Origin of the sequence: Oceanimonas aquatica (assembly GCF_030732065.1) — a bacterium.
Classification (GTDB): domain Bacteria; phylum Pseudomonadota; class Gammaproteobacteria; order Enterobacterales; family Aeromonadaceae; genus Oceanimonas.
The window spans coordinates 210,334-236,235 of record NZ_JAVBHX010000007.1; the positions used below are offsets into that span (position 1 = coordinate 210,334).

Annotated in this window: 24 protein-coding genes, 1 tRNA gene and 2 rRNA genes; 7 read left to right on the plus strand and 20 right to left on the minus strand. The window is 61.0% G+C overall.

The window, feature by feature from the left end; genetic code table 11:
- Positions 1-9 precede the first annotated feature (9 nt).
- The 5 genes from xerC to lptM are packed head-to-tail and all read right to left on the minus strand — an operon-like array spanning position 10 to position 3,830.
- Positions 10-936 (minus strand): tyrosine recombinase XerC, encoded by a 927-nt coding sequence (gene xerC / locus Q9290_RS11880; protein ID WP_306079860.1) that lies wholly within the window; start codon positions 934-936, stop codon positions 10-12.
- A complete protein-coding gene (locus tag Q9290_RS11885) occupies positions 923-1,606 on the minus strand; it encodes a DUF484 family protein (protein ID WP_306079861.1) in 684 nt (227 codons plus the stop codon). Before Q9290_RS11885 ends, xerC begins: the two co-directional genes overlap by 14 nt.
- Positions 1,603-2,436 carry a diaminopimelate epimerase gene (dapF, locus tag Q9290_RS11890; RefSeq protein WP_306079862.1) on the minus strand — a complete coding sequence of 278 codons (834 nt, stop codon included), beginning with the start codon at positions 2,434-2,436 and terminating at the stop codon, positions 1,603-1,605. Before dapF ends, Q9290_RS11885 begins: the two co-directional genes overlap by 4 nt.
- A gap of 3 nt (positions 2,437-2,439) precedes the next feature.
- Positions 2,440-3,696, minus strand: coding sequence for a diaminopimelate decarboxylase (lysA, locus tag Q9290_RS11895; RefSeq protein ID WP_306079863.1), 1,257 nt, complete (start codon positions 3,694-3,696; stop codon positions 2,440-2,442).
- Between the two features lie 11 nt (positions 3,697-3,707).
- A complete protein-coding gene (gene lptM, locus Q9290_RS11900) occupies positions 3,708-3,830 on the minus strand; it encodes an LPS translocon maturation chaperone LptM (RefSeq protein ID WP_019934645.1) in 123 nt (40 codons plus the stop codon).
- Positions 3,831-3,901: 71 nt separating this feature from the next.
- Between lptM and cyaY the strand changes: the two genes are divergently transcribed.
- On the plus strand, positions 3,902-4,213 hold the full coding sequence (gene cyaY / locus Q9290_RS11905; protein WP_306079864.1) for an iron donor protein CyaY: 312 nt from the start codon (positions 3,902-3,904) through the stop codon (positions 4,211-4,213).
- Between the two features lie 96 nt (positions 4,214-4,309).
- Here cyaY and Q9290_RS11910 read toward each other — a convergent pair whose 3' ends face one another.
- Positions 4,310-6,814, minus strand: coding sequence for a class I adenylate cyclase (locus Q9290_RS11910; protein WP_306079865.1), 2,505 nt, complete (start codon positions 6,812-6,814; stop codon positions 4,310-4,312).
- A 195-nt stretch (positions 6,815-7,009) separates the two neighbouring features.
- Here Q9290_RS11910 and hemC point away from each other — a divergent pair, with 195 nt between their 5' ends.
- From hemC to Q9290_RS11930, 4 genes are read left to right on the plus strand one after another with little or no spacing between them, the layout of a single operon-like run.
- The gene (gene hemC / locus Q9290_RS11915) at positions 7,010-7,939 is read left to right on the plus strand and encodes a hydroxymethylbilane synthase (protein WP_306079866.1); all 930 of its coding nucleotides are present in this window, start codon (positions 7,010-7,012) and stop codon (positions 7,937-7,939) included.
- The gene (locus Q9290_RS11920) at positions 7,936-8,688 is read left to right on the plus strand and encodes a uroporphyrinogen-III synthase (RefSeq protein ID WP_306079867.1); all 753 of its coding nucleotides are present in this window, start codon (positions 7,936-7,938) and stop codon (positions 8,686-8,688) included. Before hemC ends, Q9290_RS11920 begins: the two co-directional genes overlap by 4 nt.
- Positions 8,675-9,814, plus strand: a complete 1,140-nt coding sequence (locus tag Q9290_RS11925) for a uroporphyrinogen-III C-methyltransferase (RefSeq protein WP_306079868.1) — start codon at positions 8,675-8,677, stop codon at positions 9,812-9,814. The genes Q9290_RS11920 and Q9290_RS11925 overlap by 14 nt, the downstream gene beginning before the upstream one ends.
- Before the next feature lie 9 nt (positions 9,815-9,823).
- Positions 9,824-11,002 (plus strand): heme biosynthesis HemY N-terminal domain-containing protein, encoded by a 1,179-nt coding sequence (locus Q9290_RS11930; RefSeq protein WP_306079869.1) that lies wholly within the window; start codon positions 9,824-9,826, stop codon positions 11,000-11,002.
- A gap of 227 nt (positions 11,003-11,229) precedes the next feature.
- Here the strand turns inward: Q9290_RS11930 and Q9290_RS11935 are convergent, their stop codons facing one another.
- The 7 genes from Q9290_RS11935 to ilvG form a co-directional block, all read right to left on the minus strand.
- Positions 11,230-12,099: an NAD(P)-dependent oxidoreductase gene (locus tag Q9290_RS11935; RefSeq protein ID WP_306079870.1), complete on the minus strand. Its 870-nt coding sequence runs from the start codon at positions 12,097-12,099 to the stop codon at positions 11,230-11,232.
- A complete protein-coding gene (locus tag Q9290_RS11940; protein WP_306079871.1) occupies positions 12,096-12,938 on the minus strand; it encodes an urea transporter in 843 nt (280 codons plus the stop codon). The genes Q9290_RS11935 and Q9290_RS11940 overlap by 4 nt, the downstream gene beginning before the upstream one ends.
- Before the next feature lie 310 nt (positions 12,939-13,248).
- On the minus strand, positions 13,249-14,805 hold the full coding sequence (gene ilvA / locus Q9290_RS11945; RefSeq protein ID WP_306079872.1) for a threonine ammonia-lyase, biosynthetic: 1,557 nt from the start codon (positions 14,803-14,805) through the stop codon (positions 13,249-13,251).
- 3 nt (positions 14,806-14,808) lie between these two features.
- The gene (gene ilvD, locus Q9290_RS11950) at positions 14,809-16,659 is read right to left on the minus strand and encodes a dihydroxy-acid dehydratase (RefSeq protein WP_306079873.1); all 1,851 of its coding nucleotides are present in this window, start codon (positions 16,657-16,659) and stop codon (positions 14,809-14,811) included.
- Positions 16,660-16,725: 66 nt separating this feature from the next.
- A complete protein-coding gene (locus tag Q9290_RS11955; protein ID WP_306079874.1) occupies positions 16,726-17,649 on the minus strand; it encodes a branched-chain amino acid transaminase in 924 nt (307 codons plus the stop codon).
- Positions 17,650-17,660: 11 nt separating this feature from the next.
- On the minus strand, positions 17,661-17,921 hold the full coding sequence (ilvM, locus tag Q9290_RS11960) for an acetolactate synthase 2 small subunit (RefSeq protein ID WP_306079875.1): 261 nt from the start codon (positions 17,919-17,921) through the stop codon (positions 17,661-17,663).
- Entirely contained in the window at positions 17,918-19,567 is a 1,650-nt protein-coding gene (gene ilvG / locus Q9290_RS11965; RefSeq protein ID WP_306079876.1) for an acetolactate synthase 2 catalytic subunit, read from the minus strand. Before ilvG ends, ilvM begins: the two co-directional genes overlap by 4 nt.
- A 376-nt stretch (positions 19,568-19,943) precedes the next feature.
- Here ilvG and Q9290_RS11970 point away from each other — a divergent pair, with 376 nt between their 5' ends.
- Together Q9290_RS11970 and Q9290_RS11975 are read left to right on the plus strand one after the other, a co-directional pair.
- Positions 19,944-21,455: a YifB family Mg chelatase-like AAA ATPase gene (locus tag Q9290_RS11970; protein ID WP_306079877.1), complete on the plus strand. Its 1,512-nt coding sequence runs from the start codon at positions 19,944-19,946 to the stop codon at positions 21,453-21,455.
- 25 nt (positions 21,456-21,480) lie between these two features.
- The gene (locus Q9290_RS11975; protein ID WP_306079878.1) at positions 21,481-21,771 is read left to right on the plus strand and encodes a hypothetical protein; all 291 of its coding nucleotides are present in this window, start codon (positions 21,481-21,483) and stop codon (positions 21,769-21,771) included.
- Positions 21,772-21,815: 44 nt separating this feature from the next.
- On the opposite strand, the gene Q9290_RS11980 is transcribed toward Q9290_RS11975, so the two are convergent.
- The 7 genes from Q9290_RS11980 to rrf (Q9290_RS12010) form a co-directional block, all read right to left on the minus strand.
- Positions 21,816-22,418 carry a thiol:disulfide interchange protein DsbA/DsbL gene (locus Q9290_RS11980; RefSeq protein WP_306079879.1) on the minus strand — a complete coding sequence of 201 codons (603 nt, stop codon included), beginning with the start codon at positions 22,416-22,418 and terminating at the stop codon, positions 21,816-21,818.
- Between the two features lie 42 nt (positions 22,419-22,460).
- Complete coding sequence (locus tag Q9290_RS11985) at positions 22,461-23,429, minus strand: serine/threonine protein kinase (protein ID WP_306079880.1); 969 nt, start codon at positions 23,427-23,429, stop codon at positions 22,461-22,463.
- 61 nt (positions 23,430-23,490) lie between these two features.
- A complete protein-coding gene (gene ccoG, locus Q9290_RS11990; RefSeq protein ID WP_306079881.1) occupies positions 23,491-24,912 on the minus strand; it encodes a cytochrome c oxidase accessory protein CcoG in 1,422 nt (473 codons plus the stop codon).
- A 130-nt stretch (positions 24,913-25,042) separates the two neighbouring features.
- Complete coding sequence (gene cueR, locus Q9290_RS11995) at positions 25,043-25,456, minus strand: Cu(I)-responsive transcriptional regulator (protein WP_306079882.1); 414 nt, start codon at positions 25,454-25,456, stop codon at positions 25,043-25,045.
- A gap of 124 nt (positions 25,457-25,580) precedes the next feature.
- Positions 25,581-25,695, minus strand: a 5S ribosomal RNA gene (gene rrf / locus Q9290_RS12000).
- A gap of 7 nt (positions 25,696-25,702) precedes the next feature.
- A tRNA-Thr gene (locus Q9290_RS12005) sits at positions 25,703-25,778 on the minus strand.
- A gap of 10 nt (positions 25,779-25,788) precedes the next feature.
- Positions 25,789-25,902: ribosomal RNA gene (gene rrf, locus Q9290_RS12010) — 5S ribosomal RNA — on the minus strand.

Here is a 25,902-nt window from a genome sequence, read left to right on the forward strand (position 1 = left end):
CGGGAAACATTACTCGCCCTTTTTACGTTTGGCCCTGGGGTGGGCCTGGTCGTAGGCATTGGCCAGGTGCTGAAAGTCGAGATGGGTATAGATTTGCGTGGTGGCCAGATCGGCGTGGCCCAGCAGCTCCTGCACCGCGCGCAGGTCGCCGCTGGACTCCAGCATGTGAGTGGCGAAGGAATGGCGCAGCTTGTGGGGGTGCACATGACCGGCCAGTGCCTGCTGCTGACCGCGCTTGGCCAGACGCAGCTGCACGCTGCGATGAGTAATGCGCCGGCGTTGCTTGCTCACAAACAGGGCCGGCTCGTCGGGCCCGGCCAGCTCGCCGCGCACGCTCAGCCATTTTTGCAACCAGTCCAGCGCCATGCGCCCTACCGGCAGAATACGCTCCTTGTTGCCCTTGCCGATCACCCGCACCTGACGCTCGGCAAACTGAACATCGGTGACGTTCAGCGCCACCAGCTCCGCCAGCCGCAGCCCGGAGGAATACATCAGCTCCATGATGGCCCTGTCCCGCACCGCCAAGGGGTCCGATTCGTCCAGGTTCATCAGCTGATGCAGTTCGTCCACGTCCAGGTTCTTGGGCAGGGGCCGGCCTTGTTTGGGCGCGCTCACGCCCCTGGCGGGGTTGGCTTCCAGCTGGCCGGTGAGTACCAGCCAATCGCAAAAGCTGCGCAGGGCGCTGAGGCGGGCGGCAATGGAGCGGGGCGAGAGCCCCTGTTTGTGCATGCGGGTGGCCAGGCCCCGGGCATGGGCGACCGACAGCTGCTGCCAGTCACTCAGGTGCAGCTCGGCCAGCTGCTCGCTCATGGCGCTCAGGTGGCGGCGGTAGTTGTCCAGGGTGTGCGGGCTGAGCTGGCGCTCCACCCGCAGGTAGTCGAGAAAGTCGGTAATGGCCACGGCCAGTTGAGGCGGGGCCAGATCAGGCGTGGCCATTTTCCACCATGCGCGGCAGCAGCAGCGCGAGGAAGCCGGCGAGCTGGCGAATGATCAGGGTATCCATGCCCGAACGGTAATGGCTGCTGTCGGCGCTGCCAAAGGCCAGCAGACCCATTTCTCCCTGCAGGCCAATGCGGATCAGGGCGCAGGAGTTGACCAGAGAGTCGCCAAACAGCCACTGCTTTTCTTCCCGGCCCAGGCGGCCCAGGTAGACGTCCTGGCCCGCCATGCGCTCACGGTAGAGTTTTTCCAGCTGCTCGCCGATCCGGGCCCGGGGCAGATCGCACCAGCGCGCGTCCGGCACCAGCCGCACCGCCGTGACCCTGAGCCGTTCGCGCAGGGCATGGGCAATGCGCTGCTCCAGCTCGGCCGGGGTACGACACTCAAACAGCCGGGGATACATGTCGAGGTAAACGCGAAAAATTCGCTCGTTCTCGCCGGCCACCGTCATCAGCTGAGTGATTTCTTCCTCCAGCTGGTGAATGCGCTGGCGCTGGCGCTCCATGCGAGCTTCCACCAAGGACACGCTGCCCCGCTGCTCGTGGGGCAGACGCAGGGCTTCCAGCAACTGCGGATGGCGCACAAAAAAGTCCGGCTGGCTGGCCAGGTAATCGGCAAGCTGGCTTTCATCGAGCCCGGCCTCGGCCAGGGCGCATTTCTCGGTCATAGGCTGATCTGTCCGTCAAACACGTGTTTGGCCGGGCCTGTCATGAACACCGGCTTGCCCGGCCCCTGCCAGGCAATGGTGAGATGACCGCCCGGCAACTGTACCCTGACCCGATCCGCCAGCTTGCCCCAGCTCATACCCATCACCGCCGCCGCACAGGCGCCGGTGCCACAGGCCAGGGTTTCACCGGCGCCACGCTCGTGCACGCGCAGTTTCACTTCCCGGGCATTTTCTATCTGCATAAAGCCGACGTTCACCCGGGCCGGAAAGCGCTCGTGGTTTTCCAGCTCGGGCCCCAGGGTGGCCACCAGATCGGTGTTGATGTCGTCCACTTCCACCACGCAGTGCGGGTTGCCCATGGACACGGCGCCACACAGCACGGTCTGATCCTGGGTGCGTACCAGGTAGGTTTTTTCCGCCTTCTGGGCCTTGAACGGAATATGGGCCGGATCGAACTCGGGCACGCCCATGTTGACGGTGACCTGGTTGTCCTTCTCCAACTGCAGCACGATATTGCCCTTTTGCGTGCTGACGGCAATACGGTCCTTGTTGGTCAGGCCCTTGAGCCGAACAAAACGGGCAAAGCAGCGCGCACCGTTGCCACACTGTTCCACCTCGGAGCCGTCGGCATTGAAGATGCGGTAGTGAAAATCGAGCTCGGGATCGTAGGGCGGCTCCACCAGCAGCAGCTGATCAAAGCCCACGCCGAAGTGACGATCCGCCAGCTGGCGGATCACCTCGGGGTTGAAAAAGACTTTCTGGGTGACGCCGTCCACCACCATAAAGTCGTTGCCCAGCCCCTGCATCTTGGAGAAATGAAGCGTGCTCATGACTCAGGCCTCGGGCAGCAGGTGCTCGCCCCGCCACAGATCCGCCAGCTGCTCGCGCTCACGCACCACATACGACTTTTCACCGTCCACCATCACCTCGGCGGCCCGGGGGCGGCTGTTGTAGTTGGAGGCCATCACAAAGCCATAGGCACCGGCAGAACGCACCGCCAGCAGATCCCCTTCGGTAATGGCCAGTTCGCGGTCCTTGCCAATGAAGTCACCGGTCTCGCAGATGGGGCCGACGATGTCATACACGGCGCTGTCGCGCTTCAGGGTGGAGTCCACCGGAATAATGGCCTGCCAGGCGCTATACAGGGCCGGACGAATAAGATCATTCATGGCCGCGTCGACAATGGCGAAGTTCTTGGCCTCACCGGGCTTGAGGTGCTCAACCCTGGTCAGCAGCACACCGGCGTTGGCGGCAATGGCCCGGCCCGGCTCAAACACCAGAGTCAGGTTGCGGCCCTGCAGGCGCTTTTTCAGCTCTTCGGCGTAGTGGCTCGGCTCCGGCGGAGTTTCGTTGTCGTAACGCACGCCCAGACCGCCACCCACGTCCAGGTGACGAATATGAATGCCGTCGTCGGCCAGGCCGTCAATCAACGCCAGCAGCTTGTCTACCGCTTCCAGGAAGGGCGACAGCTCGGTCAGCTGGGAGCCGATATGGCAGTCCACACCGTGGATCTCGAGGTGGCTCATGGCGGCGGCCTGGCGGTAGATGTCCCGCGCCTGCTCAATGGGAATACCGAACTTGTTTTCCTTGAGGCCGGTAGAAATGTAGGGGTGGGTACCGGCGTCGATATCCGGGTTCACGCGAATGGAGACCGGCGCCTTCACGCCCATGGTTTCCGCCACCCGGTTGATGCGCGCCAGCTCCGCCACCGATTCCACGTTAAAGCAGAAAATGCCTTTTTCCAGGGCAAAGCGAATTTCGTCGTCGCGCTTGCCAACACCGGAAAACACCACTTTTTTCGGGTCGCCGCCGGCGGCGATCACCCGGCTCAGCTCACCGCCGGACACGATATCAAAGCCCGAGCCCAGCCGGGCCAGCACATTGAGTACCGCCAGGTTGGAGTTGGCCTTGACCGCATAGCACACCAGGTGGTCCACCTCGCCGGCGGCCTGATCAAAGGCGTTCCAGTGACGCTCCAGGGTGGCACGGGAGTAAACGTAAAGCGGAGTGCCGTGTTGTTCGGCCAGGCGGGAGAGATCGCAGGCTTCACCGTACAGGCGGCCATCATCCTGATAATTGAAATAATCCAAGGTTGTTTCCTTTACGACTGCTCAACCTGAGTGGGTTGCTGCTCGGTTTCGGGCAGGGTCAGCGGGCCTTTGAGGCCACATGCCGACAGGCCCAGAACCAGCGCAACCAGTGCGGTCAGCTTGAATTTGTTCATCGTATGACTGTGAATATGGTTCAGGGCTCTTATAATCGCATTCACATTCTCAAAAGCAATAGGAAGCGGGTATGAACGACAGCGAATTCCACGCTCTGGCGGACGCCATTTACGAGCATATCGAAGCACGTATCGATGAAAGCGGTGAAGACATTGAATGCGAAACCGTGGGTGGTGTAATGAACCTGACCTTTGAGAACGGGGTCAAGTTCGTCATCAACCGGCAGGAGCCGCTGCACCAGATCTGGCTGGCGACCCGGGAAAACGGCCATCACTTTGCGCTGCAGGGTGATCAGTGGATCGACAACCGCCACGGCCATGAACTGCTGAGCTGGCTCACCCTGCAGGCCAAGCGCCAGGGCGGCGTTGAACTGGCGCTGTAAGCCAAAGACACATCCTCATGCCATTTGCACACAGTGCGCTTTCATCGGACAAAGCGCACTGCTGGCTTGCATGACGACACTCTCGGCAAATGGTGGTCAAGAGGCCCGCAGCGGATCCCGGACATCCTTGCTGGTGCGGTAGGTCAGCACCTGCACTTCGCCGTCCACCCGCACAATTTCATAATACTGGGGCAGGTTGAAATGGCTGAAGTGGCTTTGCCCTTCCCCCTGCTCCTGGTTGGCGGTGTAGAAACGGTTGATGCTCTGCACCAGCTCGTCCTTGCTGCCGGCAATCTGGTGATACACCTCGGTGCGGTTGGCCTCGTCGAGAATATAGAGGCTGTAGCCCTCGCCGCTGTTTTCAAAGAAAAACTGCATCAGGCCCTCGCTGGCGTAGGTATCCACCACCTCAGGCACCGGCTGCCGTGGGTGCCGGTCCAGCCGCAGGGCATGGAACGCCTGACTGGCTGGTGCTCGCCGGCTGTCCGGCTCGCCCTGCATGCGCTGCACGCTGACCCCGCGCCGCTCAAAGACAATACCAACCCGCTCCGTGCCCAGCACCAGCCGTTTTAACTGATTCCCCTGCACCGGTTCCAGTCGCAACCGGATGCACTCCTTGACCAGTTGCTCAAAACGGGTGCGCAGCAGGCTGCGGAAATGCCGGCTGTAACAGAACACATCCAGGCTTTCGGGCGGGTTGGAGCCCTGGTGCATCTTGCCCAGCATGGCGGTAAGGGCGTCGACCACGGCGGTGTCACCGTCAAAATGCAGGGTCCGGATTTCGTCCCAGGAATTGCGGTAGATGATGTCCACCGAGCCCGCCAGGTTTTCCCGCTGACGGCCAAAGCTGAAGGGATCACTGGTATCGGCGCCAAACTCGATGGTTTTCTCCCGCCGCAGGGCGGTGGGATCCCGCTCCAGGTTGAGGAAGACGGCGAGATTGCGCACCTCACAGGGCCGGCTCAGGGCCAGGTTGGTGGGAGCCGGCAGGCGTACCGGAAACACCCGCGCCAGATCCCGGCTGAACTCCTGCAGCTGCTGAAGCTCGAGGTCCGTACTCTGGTTAAACAGGTGCCAGCGGCTGCGCTCGGTGAGCAGGCCATTGAAGTGCGCCCAGGCCACCAGCTTGCCGGCGTAGCTGCTGTGATCCAATGGCCGGCGCCCCAGTATCTCTACCGGCGACAGGCCGTATTTGTAGAGGTACCAGCCGGCCTGATTAACCCGCCCCTCCGGCACCTGCACCAGGCTGATGTCCGGCTCGCTCAGATCCGGTGCAATGCGCAGGTTAATAAGCTGCACCTTGCCCGGCAGGTTTTCAAAGGCGGCATAGAGCTTGCGCGACAGAATACCGATGTCTTCCGGGTTGATGGACTCGCTGATGTTGTTGCGCCGGGCAAACTGGATCAGGCTGCGGTAACTCTGCATCAGGGCTTCCAGCAGCTCGCCGTAGGCGGCCCTTACCTCTTCCACCTTCCAGTTTTCCCGATCGTCGAGCCTGGCCAGCTTTTCCGCCGGCCAGCCCCAGATGCCGATCAGCCGCTCCATGATTTGCCGCCGCCAGGCCAGGGCCGGGTCATTTTCCTGCCCCGGCTCCAGCGCTTCCGACACCTTGAGATAAAAACAGCGCCGCACCAGATCGAGTCGCTTTTCATCCCCGATGGACTTAAGGTAATCGGTGACCTTTTCCAGCATCAGCACATAGTGATCCTGGGTTTCATCCAGGATCTCGGCGGTCTGAAACACGCTCTTTAACTGGCGGCACAGCAGGTGGGTGTCGGGATACTCATGGGAATAGGCTTCCATCAGCACGGTTTTCAGCACCGCCTTGTAGGGCGAGTCGATGCTTTTATAGAGCTGCCACAGTGCCGAGCCGAAGTATTCTTCTGCCGGAATGCGGGCAAACCCGCCCAGATCCAGCCATTCATCATGATTCAGGGTGCCGTTGGCAAACTGCTCGGCCACAAAGCGATCGTAGTCGGGGCCCAGCTTGCCGGGGGCGAACATCCACACCAGCCGCTTGCCGGCAATACGCAGATGACTGCGGTAGAACTCGTCCAGCAGCAACAGGTGCTGGGCACTGCCACAGCTCTCCCCTTCCACCCATTGCTGATTGTCGGTGCGAAACTTGTTGTCGGGGATCAGAAAGAAGTTGAGTTCAACCCGGCGCTGCTCGGCCCACTTGGAGATCAGCAGGCACTTCTGCTGCAACAGCTCCACTCTGAGTGGGTCCAGCTGATGGGAATGGCACACCCAGATATCGAGGTCGGAACGGCGGCCCTGGCCGATGGACGAGGTGCTGCCCATGGAATACAGGCCGAGGATTTCATCCCCTTGCTGTTCCAGGCCCTGATGGCCGTTGGCCGCCCGGCACAGCTCGTCGATAAACTCTCGCTGGCAGTCATTGGGCGCAAACTGACAGATACCCGCCGGCACGTCGCCGGGTACATAGCCCGGCAGCAGGGGATGGTGGTAGTGCAGCAACACCGGCAGTAACTGAAACACCTGCTGGCCGTAGCGGTTCATCACCGCCAGGGCGCGCGCCTGCTTCTGCTGATTGAATTGCTCACACCGCTCGACGAGCCGATGAAAATTAGCGTGCAAGGGTTTGGCCTTCGTTGGACCGACACAGACCCAAAGCGGGTCAAAAGTGTGATCATGGTAACAATTAGTCAGTAAATGAACAATATCCTGCCATCACCCGGTCACCGGATGCTGTCAGGGCGATGCTGTATGCCTGAAACAGGCGTGCAACAGTGATAACATCGGGCTCAATTACTCACAGACAACGAGAGTTTTATGGCCAATCGCACCATTCGTATCGCCACCCGCAAAAGCCTGCTGGCCCTGTGGCAGGCCCATTATGTCAAGGAACGTCTGGAAACCCTGCACCAGGACGTGACCGTTGAGCTGGTGCCCATGACCACCAAGGGCGATGTACTGCTCGACACCCCCCTGTCCAAGATCGGCGGCAAGGGGTTGTTCATCAAGGAGCTGGAGCAGGCCATGCTCGACGGCCGTGCCGACATTGCCGTGCATTCCATGAAAGACGTGCCGGTGGAGTTTCCCGAAGGCCTGGGCCTGACGGTGATCTGCGAACGCGAAGATCCCCGCGATGCCTTTGTGTCCAATCACTACAAAACCCTGGACGAACTGCCCGCCGGCGCCGTGGTCGGCACCGCCAGCCTGCGCCGGGAATGCCAGATTCGCGCCCGCTATCCCGAGCTGCAAGTCAAAACCCTGCGCGGCAACGTGCAGACCCGGCTGCGCAAGCTGGATGACGGCGAGTACGACGCCATCATTCTGGCCGCCGCCGGCCTCAAGCGACTGGAGCTGGACGACCGCATCGCCGGCCTGCTGAGCCCGGAAGACAGCCTGCCTGCCAACGGCCAGGGCGCCGTGGGCATTGAATGCCGCCTGAACGACGCCGAGTTGCTGGAACTGCTGGCACCGCTGGACGATCACGACACCCGGCTGCGGGTGGAAGCGGAGCGGGCCATGAACCACGGTCTGCAAGGCGGTTGTCAGGTACCCATCGGCTCTTACGCTCTGCTGGAAGGCGACCAGATCTGGCTGCGCGGCCTGGTGGGTCGCCCCGACGGCACCGAAGTGCTTTACGATGAAGTGCGCGGGCCCGCCGAACAGGGCAAGGCCCTGGGCGCCGAACTGGCCAAACGTCTGCTGGCCGCCGGTGCCGACAAAATTCTGGCCGAGGTCTATTCGTCGTGATCCCGCTGGTGGTGCGTCCCGAGCCGCAAAACTACAGCCTTTGCGAAGCATTGCGCCGGGCCGGCCACCAGCCGGTGGCCACCCCGCTACTGCGCTTTGCCCCCGGCGCCGGGCTGGAACAGGCACCGGCGCTGCTGAGTGAACTCGCCAGCGGGGATTATGTGATTGCGGTCAGCGTACAGGCGGTGAATTTCGCCGATAATGCGCTCAAAACTCGAGGACTGCCCTGGCCCGATGTCACCTATGTGGCGGTGGGCGAGGCCACCGGCCGGGCATTTGCCGCCGTGGGCGTCACCGCACTGGTGCCGGACGACCCGCGCTCGGAAGGCATGATTGCCCTGCCCCAGTTGCAGGATCCCGCCGGCCGCCGGGCAGTGATACTGCGCGGCGACGGCGGTCGTGACATGATGGCGCCAACCCTGACACGGCGCGGGGCGCGGGTGGACTACTGTGAAGTTTACCGGCGCTGCTATCGGGACGATGCCGACGGCGAGCTGGTGAAACAGTGGCGGCGATTGGGGGTGGACAGTATTATCATCACCAGTGGCGGCCTGCTGCAGCACCTGTTTCAGCTTGCGGCCAACAGCGCAAAGGACTGGCTGCTAAGCCGTTTATTGATTGTGCCCAGCATTCGCGTGGTGGAACAGGCGAAGACCCTGGGCTTCACTCATATCATCAATGCCAAAGGTGCATCCGACCCGGCGTTGCTCAGCGCCCTGGATGAGAGGAAAAGGAATGACAGACAATAAACAAGATCAACAGGACGACAAGCTGGTAACCGGCGCCGCCGACACTCAGGCGGAAACTCCGGCCACCGAAGCCTCGGCAACCGAGGCCCCGGCCGCAGACAAGGCCCGGCCGGAACAGGCCGCCGAGCCGGTAAAAGAAAAGCAGCCGTCTTCCGGCAAGGGGCTGGCCACGGTCGCCATTGTGCTGGCGATAGTGCTGACCGGCGGTCTGTACTGGCACGGCCATCAGCAGGGCGTGGCCCAGGCCGGCCAGCTTGCTGCCATGGAAAGCCGCCTGGCCCAGCAGCAGAGCACCATTGATGCGCTGAAGAGCGAGCAGAGCACCACTCTCGGCAAGCTGCAAAGCGCCCAGAGCAGCGTCACCGAGCAGGTGGAAGGCCTGTCGCGCAAGGTGCTGGATCTCGACAGCAAGCGCCCCAACGACTGGATGCTGGCAGAAGCCGAATACCTGGTGCGCATGGCCGGCCGCAAACTGTGGCTGGAGCATGACGCCGTGTCTGCCGCCATGATGCTGGCCAATGCCGACGAGCGCCTGGCCGCCCTGAACGATCCCACCCTGGTCCCCATTCGCAAGGCCCTGGCCGACGACATTGCCAGCATCAAGTCGGTGAAAAAGGTCGACCGGGAAGGTCTGGTGATCAAGCTCAACAGCATCAACGACCAGGTCGACAAGCTCAAGCTCGCCGGAGTGATCATGGCCCGGGCCGAGGAGCCGGACTTCACCCTGTCCGAGTCGGTCAGCGACTGGAAGGAAAACCTGAAAAAGAGCTGGGCCAGCTTTACCGACGACTTCGTGACCGTACGCCGTCGTGACGGCAACGTGGAAGCCCTGCTCTCCCCCCAGCAGCACTGGTACCTGAGCGAAAACCTCAAGGGCAAGCTGCTGCAGGCCCAGCTGGCGGTCTACCGCGAACAGCAGGAAGTCTTTGACAGTTCCCTGGCCCAGGCCGAGCAGTGGCTGCAGGACTACTTTGCCGACGACAGCGTGCGCCAGTTTATGCTGGAGCAAATCGGCCAGCTCGAAGGCCAGCAGATCAACGTGGACTATCCGGAGCAGTTCGCCGCTCAGGAGCGCCTGCAACAACTGCTGGATGACCGGCTGCAACGCCTGCTCACCGGCCTGTAAGGGGGACTCATGATACGTCTTGCCATTATCATCGCCATTCTGGCCGCCGGCCTGGTGGCCGGCCCCGACTTTATGGGCCGTCAGGGCTATGTGCTGGTGGCCGCCGGCAACTACACCATTGAGACCACGGCCACCGTGTTCCTGGTGGGTGCCGTGCTGTTCTACCTGCTGCTGCTGTTTATTGAATGGCTGCTGGGCCGGGTGTTTGGCCTCAGCCACCGTACCCGTGGCTGGTTTATGGGCCGTCGCCGGCGCAAGGCCCTGAACTACACCCAGAGTGGCATGCAGGCGCTGGTGGCCGAAGACTATGCCACCGCCGAAAAAATGCTGCTCAAGGGCACCAAGGGCAACGAACTGGCGCTGCTCAACTACCTGAACGCCGCCAGCGCGGCTCAGGCCCAGGGCAACGAGGAAAAACGCGACGACTACCTGCGTCAGGCCCAGGAACAGCATCCGGCCGCCAGCCTCGCGGTGGGTATCACTCAGGCCCGACTGCAATATCAGCAGGGCCAGTTTGAAGACGCCCTGGCCGGGGTGCAGGCACTGGAAACCACCTATGGTCACCAGCCCGCCCTGCTCAAACTGCAAAAGGACGTATACGTCGCCACCGGTCAGTGGCAGGCCCTGCTTGGCATTCTCGACAGCCTGGCCAACAAGAACCTGATCAGTGCCGAGGAAAAAGACGCGCTGCGTCATCAGTCCTGGATTGGCCGCTTTGATCAGGCCGCCCATGACGAGGGCAGCGAGGGGCTGATCAAGGTATGGCAGGCCCTGCCGCGCAAGGACAAGTACAACCCCGAGCTGCTGCTGCCCCTGTGTGACCGGCTGATCGGCCTCAAGGCCCACAAGGAAGCCCAGCAGCTGCTGCTGGAAGGCCTCGACAAGAAAACCGATGCCGGCCTGCTGCTGTGTGCCACCCGGCTGCAGCTGAGCGACTACCACCCGCTGCTGAGTGTGCTGGAGAAAAAGGCCAAAAAGGAAAACCTGCCGGAGCTGCATTCGGCCCTGGGCCGGCTGTACCTGAAGGACGGCAAGGACGATCAGGCCGAGCAACACCTGCAACAGGCGGTGGCGCAAAAGCCCGACCCGCAGGATTATGTGCTGCTCGCCGGCCTGGCAGAAAAGCGCAAGGATCTGACCCAGGCCAACGACTACTACAAACACAGTCTGGCCCTGGAAACGGCCTGAACCGTTGCCCAAAACGCAAAAAAGAGGAGCCTGGGCTCCTCTTTTTAGTGACAACGTTGCCTGCAGTGACACTGCAAGTCGGCCAAAGGGCCAACTTCACGACACGCTTCAAGTACTTCCCTGTAACGCTCGGCAAATGCCATCCATGGCATTTGATCGGTCGTGAAGCCGTTCCCTTTGCCCTCCTTTCCGGCAGACAGACGCCGCCGGCTCAATCAATGAAATCGTTACGCGTCTTTATACAGCTTGATCAGGGTCGCCGGATCCCGCTCCAGAAAGCCCTTGCTGCCGTGCTGGCGCATAAGCTGGGCGGCCAGTCCCGACATGGGGGTGGCGCTGCCGGCGCGCAGGCTCTGGGCCACCGCCATGTCCAGATCCTTGAGCAGGGTACGCACGTGCCACTTGGGATCCGGGTTCACCTCTTCCGCCATCAGCGGGCCGGTGATCTGCATCGGCTTGGAGTCGGCAAAGCCACCGGCCAGGGCCGTGGGGATCTGCTCGGCGTCCACGCCGCAGGACTTGGCCAGGGCCATCATTTCCGCCAGCACCATCAGGTTGCAGCCCACTATCATCTGGTTGCACACCTTGGTGACCTGACCGGCGCCCACGCCGCCCATGCGGGTCACCCGCTGGGACAGGGGCGCCAGCACCGGGCGAATGCGCTCAATGTCGGCTTCCTCGCCGCCACACATGATGGCCAGGGTGCCGGCCTCGGCACCGGCCACACCGCCGGAGACCGGTGAGTCAACCCAGTCCATGCCGCAGGCGTCTTGCAATTTGGCGGCATAGTCGCGGGTGGCATCGGGATCGGAGCTGGAAAAGTCCACCAGCAGCTGGCCGGCCCGGCCGTGCTCGGCCACACCGCCCTCGCCAAACACCACGCTTTCCACCACGGCGGTGTTGGCCAGGCACAACATCACCACGTCTACTTGTTTGGTCAGCTCACCAATGCTGCCGGCCACATGGGCACCGGCGGCGGCCACCTCGGCCAGCTTGTCGGCGCTGCGGTTCCACACGGTAACGTCATAGCCGGCGGCCAGCAGTCGCTCGGTCATGGGTTTGCCCATCAGGCCAATGCCGATAAATCCCAGTTTCATACTTTCTCCCTGTTGGTCATGTGTGCGCACCGGTAATAGCACAGGCCTTTCTGCATTGCCAGGCACAGCCAGCAGCTGAGCACAAAGGGCATGGTCAGCATGGGCAGACCCAGCTTGAGCATGGCCGCGGTCATCAGCCCGGCCAGGGCCGCGGCCAGCAGCATCCAGATCTGCTTGTTGCCGTGCCAGTACATGGCGATGGCCGCCAGCACGCCGTTATAACCGGTAAGGCCAAAGTTGATGTAATCCGGATTGACCAGCAACAACAGTGCGGCGCCGCTCGACACCATGGCGCCCACAAAGGCCCAGCCCAGCATCTCGATGCCCACCATCAGCAGGGCGGCGCAGATCAGCACCGCCGGCACCATGTCGGGCAAAAAGATCACCTGGCCAATGGCCGATAATGAAAAGTTGTAGCCCTGAGGCACCTCGTCGGCGACCCGCTGGCCAATAAAATACAGCCAGGGCAACACCACCAGGTTAAACGGCAGCGTGTACCAGGGAATGGCGGCCAGCCGGCGCAGCCGGTAAAACAGCCAGGCCGACAGCCCGCCGCCCAGCACCGACATCAGCAGCCAGAACGGTGTCTGCTCGGCAAACAGGCCAAAGGCCAGCCCCACCAGGGCGGCGTTGAAGCCGAACAGGCCGTCACGCCAGCCGTCCGGCTCCCACCTGCAGGCCAGCGCCAGCAGGGTAGCGGCCAGGGTCGCCAGCATCATGGTGGCGGCCATCCAGGGGGAAATCCAGAGCACACCCGCAACAATCAGGGCACCGGCAAGGCGGTTGTTTATAAAATATATCTGGCCAACGGCGGCCAGCAGGGAAGACAACAGCGCCACGAAAGACACTCCTGTACCAAAAGGGAAGAAAACTAAGGAACGGCGCGATTAAAACAGCTGAGCGAAAACTGGTCAATGAAAAGTTGTAAACAATTTTGTATCAATCACATCAGGAAAATGACCGGCCCGGTACTTAGGGATCAAAGTGTCCTGAACCTTGCCACCGCGGGCCAAATCGAAGCACGCAAACAGCGAGGGTTAACGCAAAAGGTTAATAGGGTGTTAACATCTTTCTTTTGGGAGAGCCGGCGAGCGGACATAAAAATACCGGGCAAGCCCGGCATTTTTTCTTTATTAAACAATAGCCTTGTCAGTGAGCCAGGAAAAAGCGATAGGCCGGATCCTGGGTCACGTCGTACCAGGTGTAGCCCAGCTCCGCCAGATGGCGCTCAAACGAGACCATATCGCTGTCGGGCAGCTCAAAGCCGCACAACACACGGCCAAATTCGGCGCCGTGGTTGCGGTAATGGAACAGGCTGATGTTCCAGCGGGTCCCAAGCGTGCGCAAAAAGCGCATCAAGGCGCCGGGCTGCTCCGGAAAACGGAAGCTGTACAACCGTTCCTGCAGCGGCTTGGGAGTACGGCCGCCGACCATGTAACGCACATGGGTCTTGGCCAGATCGTTGTCGGTCATGTTGGCCACCGGATACCCAGCCTGCTCCAGCTCCGCCATGATCTGCGCCAGCTCCCGATCGCCGTCGGACAGCCGCACCGACACCAACAGTGCCGCCTTGTCGTCCGAGGAATAGCGGTAGTTGAACTCGGTGACCATGCGGTTGCCGAGCACCTCGCAAAACTGCAAAAAGGCGCCCTTGCGCTCAGGGATCGTCACCGCCAGCACCCCTTCCCGCTTTTCACCCAGCTCGCACCGTTCGGACACGTAGCGCAGGGAGTGGAAGTTGACGTTGGCACCGCTCAGCACCGCCGCCATGCGGGCATGGGAATAATCCCCGGCCTGGCTGTATTTCTTCAGGCCGGCCAGCGACAACGCGCCGGAGGGCTCGGCAATGGCCCGGGTGTCCTCGAAGATGTCCTTGAGGGCGGCACAGATCTCGTCGGAGGTCACGGTGATCACGCCATCCAGGTATTCCCGGCACAGACGAAAGGTCTCGGTGCCAATGCGCTTCACTGCCACGCCGTCGGCAAACATGCTGACTCTGTCCAGAGTGACGATATCACCGGCGTTAAGCGCCGCCTTCAGACAGGCAGAGCCTTCGGCTTCCACCCCAATCACCTTGACCTGAGGCAGTAGCTGCTTGATGTACACCGCCACCCCGGCGGCCAGACCGCCACCGCCCACGGGCACGAACACATGGGTCAGGCGAGTATCCTGCTCCAGCAGCTCGCGACCCACGGTCCCCTGACCGGCGATCACGTCCTCGTCGTCAAAGGGCGGGATCAGGGTGGCGCCCTTTTCCTGCATCAGTTCCAGACAGCGGGCATAGGCCTCGTCGAAGTTGTTGCCGTGCAGCACCACGTTGCCGCCAAAGCGGCGTACCGACTCAACTTTAATGTCGGGGGTGACGGTGGGCATGACAATGGTGGCGTCAATACCCAGCTTGGCCGCCGACAGCGCCACGCCCTGCGCATGGTTGCCCGCCGAGGCGGCAATCACGCCGCGCTGTTGCTGCTCGGGGGTGAGCTGGGCAATCTTGTTGTAGGCACCACGCAGCTTGAAAGAGTGCACCGGCTGCATGTCTTCCCGCTTGAGGGAAACCGGGTGCCCCAGCCGCTCGGAAATCTTCTTGAGCGGCGTCAACGGCGTGACCCGGGCCGCCTCGTACACCGGCGACAGCAAAATATGACGCAGGTACTCGGTGGCGGAACGGGGCGTGCCTTTTTCTTCCTTCAATGCCGGTTGTGCCATCGCTCAGCCTCCCAGTTTGCTGCGGTCGCGTACCGCGCCCTTGTCGGCGCTGGTGGCCAGTGAGGCGTAGGCGCGCAGGGCGAAGGACACTTCCCGCTCACGGTCTACCGGACGCCAGGCCTGCTCGCCCTTGGCGTCCATGGCTTCGCGGCGGGCTGCCAGCTCCTGCTCGGACACGTCCAGCGCGATTTTACGAGCCGGAATGTCGATGTCGATGATGTCACCGGTCTGCACCAGACCAATGGTACCGCCGTTGGCCGCCTCGGGAGAGACGTGACCGATGGACAGACCGGAGGTGCCGCCGGAGAAACGACCGTCGGTGATCAGGGCGCACTTGGTGCCCAGACCCATGGACTTGAGGTAGGTAGTGGGGTACAGCATTTCCTGCATGCCCGGGCCGCCCTTGGGGCCTTCGTAGCGGATCACCACTACTTCACCGGCCTTCACTTCGCCGCCGAGAATGCCGGCCACGGCGGTGTCCTGGCTTTCAAATACTCGGGCCGGGCCACGGAAGGTCAGGTTTTCGTCGGCCACGCCGGCGGTCTTGACGATACAGCCGTCGATGGCCAGGTTGCCGGCCAGCACGGCCAGACCACCTTCCTGGCTGTAGGCGTTGTCGAGGCTGCGAATACAGCCCTCGGCGCGGTCGTCATCCAGGGTGTCCCAGCGGCAGTCCTGGCTGAAGGCACGAGTAGTACGAATGCCTGCCGGGCCGGCGCGGAACATGGTTTTCACCGCCTCGTCCTCGGTGACCATGATGTCGTAGCGGGCCAGTTGCTCGGCCAGGTTCATGCCCAGCACGGTATTGACGTCGGTGTTGAGCAGGCCGGCACGGGCCAGCTCGGCCAGAATGCCCATGACGCCACCGGCGCGGTGCACGTCTTCCATGTGGTACTTCTGGGTGGACGGGGCCACCTTGCACAGCTGGGGCACCTTGCGCGACAGGGCGTCGATGTCGTCCATGGTGAAGTCCACTTCTGCTTCCTGAGCGGCGGCCAGCAGGTGCAGCACGGTATTGGTGGAGCCGCCCATGGCGATATCCAGCACCATGGCGTTTTCAAAGGCAGCCTTGGTGGCTATGTTGCGGGGCAGCACGGCGTCGTCGTCGCCTTCGTAATAACGCTTGGTCAGCTCCACAATGCGGTGACCGGCGGTCTTGAACAGCTGCTCGCGGTCGGCGTGGGTGGCCAGCAGGGAGCCGTTGCCGGGCTGGGACAGCCCCAGGGCCTCGGTCAGGCAGTTCATGGAGTTGGCGGTAAACATGCCGGAGCAGGAGCCACAGGTGGGGCAGGCGCTGCGCTCAACCTGCTCGCTCTGATCGTCGGACACGGTGGGATCGGCACCCTGAATCATGGCATCGACCAGATCCAGCTTGATCAGCTGATCGGACAGCTTGGTCTTGCCCGCTTCCATCGGACCGCCGGACACGAAGATCACCGGAATGTTGACCCGCAGGGCGGCCATCAGCATGCCGGGAGTGATCTTGTCGCAGTTGGAGATACACACCATGGCGTCGGCACAGTGAGCGTTGACCATGTACTCGACAGAGTCGGCGATCAGCTCACGGCTGGGCAGGGAGTAAAGCATGCCGCCATGACCCATGGCGATACCGTCATCCACCGCGATGGTGTTGAATTCCTTGGCCACACCGCCGGCCGCTTCAATCTCGCGGGCCACCAGCTGACCCATGTCCTTGAGGTGCACGTGGCCGGGCACGAACTGGGTGAAGGAGTTCACCACGGCGATAATCGGCTTGCCGAAATCATCTTCGGTCATGCCGGTGGCGCGCCACAGGGCGCGGGCGCCGGCCATGTTGCGGCCGTGGGTGGTGGTGGCTGAACGATACCTTGGCATTCCTTTTACTCCTGATATTGCGTGAGAACAGCGGGGCGCAACCGCGCCCCATCTCGATAAATTAAATTAGTCTTTTACCGGGGTGAGCCAGCCCCACTTGTCCTGGGTGCTGCCGTCAAACAGACCGAAAAAGGCCTGTTGCAGCTCCTTGGTGATGGGGCCGCGTTTGCCTTCACCCAGGGTGATGCCATCCACGCTGCGCACCGGGGTGACCTCGGCGGCGGTGCCGGTCATGAACATTTCGTCGGCCAGATACAGGGCTTCCCGGGCAATGGCTTCTTCCCGCACTTCATAACCGGCTTCCCGCGCCAGGGTCATCAGGGTATCACGGGTAATGCCCGGCAGTATGCAGGCGGTAACCGGCGGCGTGTAGAGCACGCCGTTTTTTATAAGGAAGAGGTTTTCCCCCGCGCCTTCGCTGAGGTGGCCGTGCACGTCGAGGGAGATGCCCTCACTGTAGCCGTGGCGCTTGGCCTCACCGGAAATCAGCTGGGATGACAAATAGTTGCCCCCCGCCTTGGCACCGGTGGGCATGGTATTGGGCGCCAGGCGATTCCAGGAGGTGACACACACGTCCACGCCGTTTTCCAGCCCTTCCTCGCCCAGGTAGGCCCCCCAGGGAATGGCGGCGATAATCACGTCGCAGGGCACATCCTTGGGCGCATTCAGGCCCATGCCCACGTTGCCCACAAATACCAGCGGGCGCAGGTAGGCGCTGTCGAGGTCATTGTCGGCTACCGCCGCCCGGCAGGCATCCATCAGCTCTGCCCTGGTAAAGGGAATGGCCATCCGGTAAATCTTGGCGGAATCAAACAGCCGCTGCACGTGCTCTTCCAGCCGGAAGATCGCCGGCCCCTTGGGGGTGTTGTAGGCGCGAATGCCTTCAAACACCGAGGATCCGTAATGCAGGGCGTGGGTCATCACATGCACCTGGGCCTTGTCCCAGGGCACCATATCTCCGTTGAACCAGATGTACTTGGCGGTAGACATTATTGTTATCCTCAGGCCGATTTTTTCAGCGGTTGCTCCATGATGTGCGCTTCAACGCGGGTCACGTTCATCAGCTTTTCGAGCTGGTTGCTCAGCAGCTGAATGGGACGCTCACTGCTGACAGTAACCCTGATGTTCAGGTTTTGACAATCGGCGGAGGTGGACATTTCCATGTCGTCCACACGAAAGCCGCGGTGGCGGGTCATGCGCAGTACCCGCTCAAGCACTTCCGGGCGAAACTGGGCTTCTATCTGCAAATTGTGCTGGTTCATGCTTTGCTCTCCATCATCTGATCGTTGGCAACGCCCGGCGGCACCAGGGGCCAGACGTTCTCTTCCTCTGAAATACGCACGTGCAGCAGGTAGGCGGTGTCGGACTGCAGCATGCGCGCGATGGCGGGCTGCACCTGCTCCTTGCGGGTAATGGTTTCGCCCGGAATGCCAAAGGCGGCAGCCATGGCCACGAAGTCCGGGTTGTCGGTCAAAATGGTTTCACTGAAGCGGCCGTCAAAGAACAGCTCCTGCCACTGGCGCACCATGCCCAGGCGCTGGTTGTCGAGCAGCACCATCTTCACCGGCAGCTGGGCGCGCTTGAGGGTGCCCAGCTCCTGCACATTCATCATGAAGGAGCCGTCGCCGGACACCAGTACCGACTCATGCTCGGGGCGGGCCAGCTTGGCACCGATGGCGGCGGGCAGGCCAAAACCCATGGTGCCCAGGCCGGCACTGCTGAGGTGATTGCGCGGGCTGGTAAAGCGCATGTGCTGGGCCACCCACATCTGGTGCTGACCCACGTCACAGCTGACCATGGCAGTATCTTCCATGGCTTCGCTCAGTTGCTTGAGCATCAGCGGGGCAAAGATGGCCTCGCCCGGATGATCGTAGCGCCAAGCGTGCTCGGCCTTGAGCGCCTTGCACTGTTCACGCCAGGCATCGATGGCCAGACGTTCACCGGTGAGCCGCGGCAATACGTCCTTCAGCTCGGCGTTGATGCCAACATGAGCATGGCGCACCTTGCCAAACTCGGCGGCGTCCTTGTCCAGGTGGATCACCCTGGCGTTGACCGCAAAGGCGTCCAGTTTGCCGGTCACCCTGTCGTCAAAACGGGCGCCGACCACAATCAGAAGATCACTCTGCTGAACAGCCAGATTGGCAGCTTTTGTTCCGTGCATGCCCAGCATGCCCAAAAACAGCTCATCGTCCGGATTCAGAGTACCGATGCCCTTCAGGGTGGTCACCGCAGGAATGCCGCTTTGCTCGGCAAAAGCACGTAATTCTGCCTCGGCATTTCCCATGCCAACACCACCACCCACGTAGAGTACCGGCTGACGCGCCTCGGCCAGCATGGCCCTGGCCTCGGCCAAGGCGGCCTCGTTGAGGGCATTGGGGGCCGTGGTACAGGGCACGGTGGGACGCGGCTCAACCAGTGCCACCTGGACGTTTTTGGGCACATCAATCAGTACCGGGCCGGGCCGGCCGGAGCGGGCCACTTCAAAAGCTTCGGCGATGATGTCGCCAAGATCTTCCACGTTCTCTACCAGATAAGAATGTTTGGTGCAGGACAGCGACATGCCCAGTACATCCACTTCCTGAAAGGCATCGGTGCCGATCGCAGCCATGGGCACCTGACCGGTGATGGCCACCACAGGAATGGAGTCGAGCATGGCATCGGCCAGACCGGTGATCAGGTTGGTGGCACCGGGGCCTGAGGTGGCCATGCACACCCCCACCTGACCACTGGCTCTGGCGTAGCCTACCGCGCCCAGGGCGGCGGCCTGCTCGTGCCGGCACAGCAAATGGTCCACACCGCCGTCGTAGAGGGCGTCATAAAGCGGCATGATGGCACCGCCGGGGTAGCCGAAGATCTGGGTTACCCCTTGTTGTTTCAGTGTCTGGACAATGTACTGTGAGCCATTCATGTGATTTGCTGTCCTGTATTGCTGCCAAAATATTTATAAAAAAAAACCCCCGAGTGGCTCGGGGGTTTGTGTTTCGTTGTCGGCCGGTTATCGGCTTTCGTCAGACCACAGTGCCCCGAGCGGAGATTTAATAATCACCACTAGGACCACGATAATGTTGACGATGCGTACGATGGAATTCATAAAACCGACCAAAAAATATACTGTTTGCCGGAGTCCCCGGCGCGGCTGACATATAGAACTAGCATAGTGTCCTACACTACTCAAGACTTTACTGAGCCGGGATCACAAAAAAACGTGAACAAGGCTTATACATACCTAGTGATAAAAACTGGAAAAAAATCGATAACCAAAACAATACTTCAAGGATGAGCCTATGTCTCTTGCCGTCGTATTTGCACGGGCCAGCCTGGGCGTGACCGCCCCCCTGGTAACGGTGGAAGCCCACCTGGCCAACGGCCTGCCGGCGTTCAATATCGTGGGCCTGCCGGAAACCACGGTCAAGGAAGCCCGGGACAGAGTACGCAGTGCCCTGATCAACGCCGGCTTTGAATTCCCTGCCCGGCGCATTACCATCAACCTGGCACCGGCGGACCTGCCCAAGGACGGCGGCCGTTTTGATCTGCCCATCGCCATGGCCATCCTCGCCGCCTCGGAACAGATCCCGGCTTCATCCCTCGACGGCCTGGAGTTTCTCGGTGAACTGGCTCTCACCGGCGAGCTGCGCGGTATCAAGGGGGCCCTGCCCGCGGTATTGGCCGCCCGGGACAGTGACCGCCGGCTGATTATTCCCTCCGCCAATGGCCGCGAGGCCGGTCTGATCCACCCCTGCCCGGCACTGCTGGCGGAACACCTGCTGGGTATAACCGCCTGGCTGCGCGAGCAGGGCGAACTGACCCATCCCGAACATACCCCCGGTCACGCTCAGGCAGACAGCGCCTGCCTGAGCGATGTGATCGGCCAGGAAGCCGGCAAGCGGGCACTGGAGATCGCCGCCGCCGGCGAGCATAACCTGTTGTTTCTCGGGCCCCCCGGTACCGGTAAGACCATGCTGGCCGCCCGCCTGCCGGGCCTGTTGCCCCCCATGACCGAAGCAGAAGCGCTGCAGGCCGCCGCCATTCGTTCCATCAGCGGCCAGCCTCTCGATCCCGAGCACTGGCGGCAGCGGGCCTTTCGCCAGCCTCACCATTCTTCCTCGGCGGCGGCTCTGGTGGGCGGAGGCAGCCATCCCAGGCCGGGAGAGATCTCCCTCGCCCACCACGGCGTGCTGTTTCTCGACGAGCTCACCGAGTTTGAACGCAGGGTACTGGACGCCCTGCGCGAGCCGCTGGAAACCGGCACCATCAGTATTTCCCGCGCAGCCCACAGCGTGACCTTTCCCGCTCGCTTTCAGCTGATCGGTGCCATGAACCCCAGCCCTTGTGGTCATTATCAGGACGGCCTGAGCCGCAGCTCACCGGAGCAAATTCTGCGCTATCTCGGCAAAATATCCGGGCCCTTTGTGGACCGCTTTGATCTGTCGGTGGAAATTCCCCTGCTGCCACCGGGTGAACTGAGCCGGCCACGCCAACAAACGGAACCTTCCACCGAGGTACGGGCCCGGGTTCTGGCGGCCCGTGAGCGTCAGCAACACAGAGCCGGCAAGCCCAATGCTCGCCTGAATGCCGCCGAACTTGAGCGGTTATGTCCGCTGAGCACCGATGATGCCGCCTTTCTGGAGCAGGCATTGCACCGCATGAAGCTCTCCATTCGCGCCTGGCATAAACTTATTCGCGTGGCCCGCACCATTGCCGATCTGGCTGGCGAGCCGCAGATTGGGCGGCCCCATCTGATGGAGGCGCTGGGCTACCGTGCCATGGATCGGCTGCTTGCCCGTCTGCGGGAATAACAACGAACTCAACGAGGAGAGGGGCATGAAAAGTGCCAGGGAATTTGCCGAATGGCTACAGGAACGTTTTGGCAAACACCAAGCCGGGATCTATCTGACCCGAGACGACATTGCCGAGCTCTCGGGCCGGCAGCGTTTCAACCAGCAGTTTGTCTCAGACGTGCATTTTGAACTAACCCTGCTGGGCATGGGCTTTGTGACCGACTCCCACCGGGAGAAGTTCTACCTGTTTCACCTGCCGGACACCCACTGGCGCACCCTGGGTCACGAAGACATCGACCTGCCTTCTGCTCACGATGAGACCGGCGAGCAATAAAAAACGGCCGGACAGTACCGGCCGCTGATTGACGGCATGGCGGTTCAGTCGGCGGAGAGCAGGTACTCCACCACCCGGTAGAAGCGGTCTTCCGAGCCGATTTCCCCCATGTTCAGCTGATACTTGCCGCGCACGATCACGGTCGGCGTGCCACGCACATTAAACTTTTCGGTGAGCTTGTCGTATTTGGCGATCATGCCGTTCAGGGCAAAACTGTTGATCACGCCATCAAAGTCCTTGGCGTCCACGCCGTTGGCCACAAACACGTCTTTTACATCGTCGAGGGAAGCGGGCATCTTCTTCTGGCGATGAATGCGATCAAACATCACCGGCGTGATTTTTTCTTCCACCTTCAGCAGCACGGCGGCACCGTAGGCCCGCTGCAGCACCGGGCCCATGTCCCGCCCGAGAAAGCCCACCGGTACCTTGTTGATGTCGGCATCGGGCAGGCGCTCACCAAGCTTGTCCATCAGCGGTTCAAAGCTGTAGCAATGGGGGCAGACATAAGAAAAGAACTCGGTCACTTCCGGTTTGCCGCTGGGTACTTCACTGACCACTGTGTATTCCACCCCTTCCTCAAATTCGGAAGCGGCATGGGCCAGGGGTACCAGCAGCATTGTCATAAAGGCAAAAATCAGCTTTTTCATAGGGTGGATCCCGTTCGTTTAAGGCTGACCCAAGTTAAGGAATCAGCTCCATGAGGTCAAGGACAACGGCGGTGCCGAAAGACTCTGATATTGCTCGGTCAGCGTGCGCACCTGTTGTTGCCAGTAATCTTCGGTGTTAAACCAGGGAAACGCCACCGGAAAGGCCGGATCATGCCAGCGCGCCGCCAGCCAGGCCATATAGTTGATCATGCGCCAGGCTCGCAGTGGTTCGATCAGGGCCAGCTCGGCACTGTTGAACTCGCGCACGGTTTCATATCCGGCCAGCAGGGTGTCGAGCTGTAGCAACTGCTCCCGACGATCACCGCTCAGCATCATCCACAGATCCTGTACCGCCGGCCCGCGCCGGCAGTCGTCAAAGTCCAGCAGCCAGGGCCCACGCTCCCACAGCAGGTTGCCGCCGTGGCAGTCACCGTGAATGCCGATAAGGGCACCGGGCCGGTAGTGCTCGTTCACCCCGGTGATGAGTTGATCCAGGGCGCTGAAAAAACCATCTCGCAGAGATGCGGGAATGGCGGCCTGCTGCTCCAGCACCCGGCGGGAATGAGCCAGTTCGGTAGCAGGATCCATCACCGGCCGCTGATCCAGCGTCATGGTTTCACCCACACAATGCAGCCGGGCAAGCTGTTCCCCCAGGGCTTCCAGTTGCTCCAGATTGTCCGGCTCAAAGGCGCGGGCCGGCACCGAGCGCCACACCGAAAATAGCAGACCGTTGAATTCAAACAGGCTGTGGCCATCCCGCTCCAGTGGCTCGGCCACCCGCACGCCCTGCCCGGCAGCGGCGGCCACAAAGGCCAGCTCCTGCTCGATCCGGGCACGGCTCCAGCGTCCGGGGCGGTAAAATTTGGCCACCAGGGTACCATCCCCGTCGGACTGAAACCGGTAGACCCGGTTTTCGTAACTGTTGAGGGCCATCAGCCCGCGATCCACGTAAATGCCCACGCTTGCCAGGGCATCATCGATCACGTCCGGGGTCAGTTGGTAGTAATCCATGATTCTCCAATAAAAAAGCCGCAGGGTCGCTGCGGCTCACTTTAACATGCTTTGTGAAGTATCAGCGCAGTGCGCTGAAGAACTTGCTCTCGGTTCTTATCGTCGCCTTGGCATCGTCGGCGTCCGCACCCTGACGGCTCATCACAAATTCAATGTCCTGTACCGGTGATCCCATCAGGTAAGGATCCATCGACAGGCTGACCGGCAGGCTCAGCACCTCACCGCCGTCAATGCTGACTTCGGTCGGGCCAATCCACTCGGCATCATCCATGCCTTCCACGCTCAGCTGATAGGTAGCCGGTGCCAGGGTCTTGTTGAGCAGCTTGAGGGTATAGGTGTTTTCTACCAAACCTTCAGCGGTTTCACGATAGAGCTGATTACGGTCCCGAATCACCTCAATGCCCATGGGCATGATACGGGTGGCCATAAAGGCAAAGGCCGCCAGCATGATCACCATGACAATGCCGTAACCGATCAGCTTGGGCCGGGCCACATGGGTCTCTTTGTGCACCAGCTTGTGTTCGGTGGTGTAGCTGATCAGGCCCGGATCGTAACCCATGCGCTCCATGGTCTGATCACAGGCATCGATACAGGCACCACAGTTAATGCACTCGTATTGCAGGCCGTCGCGAATGTCGATGCCGGCCGGGCACACCTGCACACACATGTCACAGTCGATGCAATCACCCAGCCCCAACTCTTGCGGATCCTTCTTACGGGAACGGGGACCACGGGTTTCGCCCCGCTCGGCATCGTAGCTGACAATATAGGTGTCCTTATCGAACATGGCCGACTGGAAACGAGCATAGGGGCACATATGGGTACACATGATGGTACGCATAAAGCCCGCATTGCCGTAGGTACAGAATGCGAAGAACAGCACCCAGAACCCCACCCAGAAGCTGGCGGAGAAGGTCAGCAGCCCCCAGGCCAGTTCATAAGCCGGCACAAAATAGGCGATAAAGGTAAAACCGGTCAGCAGTGAAATAGCCAGCCAGCCGGTATGCTTGGCGGCCTTGCGCCAGAGCTTGTTGAAACTCCAGGGCGCCTTGTCGAGCTGACGTCGCTTGTTGGCGCTGCCCTCGAACTTTTCCTCGAACCAGATAAAGATAAAGGTCCACACCGTCTGCGGGCAAAGATAACCGCACCACACCCGGCCCAGAAAGGTGGTCAAAAAAAACAGGGCAAAGGCCGCTACCATAAACAGCAAGGCCAGCAGGGTCAGATCCTGAGGCCACAGGGTAGTGCCGAAAATATGGAAACGCTGTTGCTCCACGTCCAGCAAAATGGCCTGGTTGCCGTTCCACTGGATCCAGGGGCCCACCAGGAACACCAGCATCAGCAACCAGCCCATCTGCTTGCGCAGGCGCTGCCATTTGCCGGTTTGCGCCCTGACGTAAATATGACCGTCATCGGCGGGCCGATGGGAACGTGGTTTCGGGGTGACGTCCTTGACGTCGATTCTGCTTTTTTTATCGTTCATTGATGCTCACATCGTTGCTTCGGTTGCTGCCTGAATCTGCCTACAAGATGTAACCCCTTGTTAACATGCAGATAAAATACGACTTATGACGCATTTTGCGCCAAAACCGGGAAGGAAAAGGTGATCTTCGTCACTCTTTTGCCGGGCGGACAGACTGGGACCCATCCAGCGCCTCCATGATAGGGCACTGTGGTTTTCCGTCTCCATGACATTGATCAGCCAAACGGCGTAAACCTTGCAGCATCATCTGCATATGAGCAATGCGTTGCTCAAGATCGTCAATCTTGGCCAGAGTGAGCGCCTTGACCTCGGCGCTGGTCCGGCATTCGTTATCGTGTAATGCCAGCAGCTCCCGGCACTCGTCCAGGTTGAACCCGGCTTCCCGCGCATTTTTCACAAACCGAATACGACGAAGCAGGGCGTCACTGTAACTGCGATAACCGTTTTCGCCCCGCTCGGGGGAGGGAATAAGGCCAATGGCCTCATAGTATCGAAGAGTTTTGGCGGTCAGCCCGGTCAGCCCGGCCACCTTGCTGATATTCATGACTGGCTCCATCAGCGCTAAACACTCACTCACCATAACCTTTCCCCTTGGGGTAAGGTCAAGCCAATTGTCAGCCATAACGAAAAAAGCCCGATACATTAGTATCGGGCTTTTCGAAGAGAGTGTTTGACTGTGACCTACTTTCACATGGCAGCTGCCACACTATCATCGGCGCGGTTGCGTTTCACTTCTGAGTTCGGCAAGGGATCAGGTGGTGCCACAACGCTATGGCAGTCAAACAAATTGTGGTGCTGATACCCGGATTCGAACTGGGGACCTCACCCTTACCAAGGGTGCGCTCTACCGACTGAGCTATATCAGCAAAATTGGGTGCCTGGCAGTGACCTACTTTCACATGGCAGCTGCCACACTATCATCGGCGCGGTTGCGTTTCACTGCTGAGTTCGGCATGGAATCAGGTGGTTCCACAACGCTATGGCCGCCAG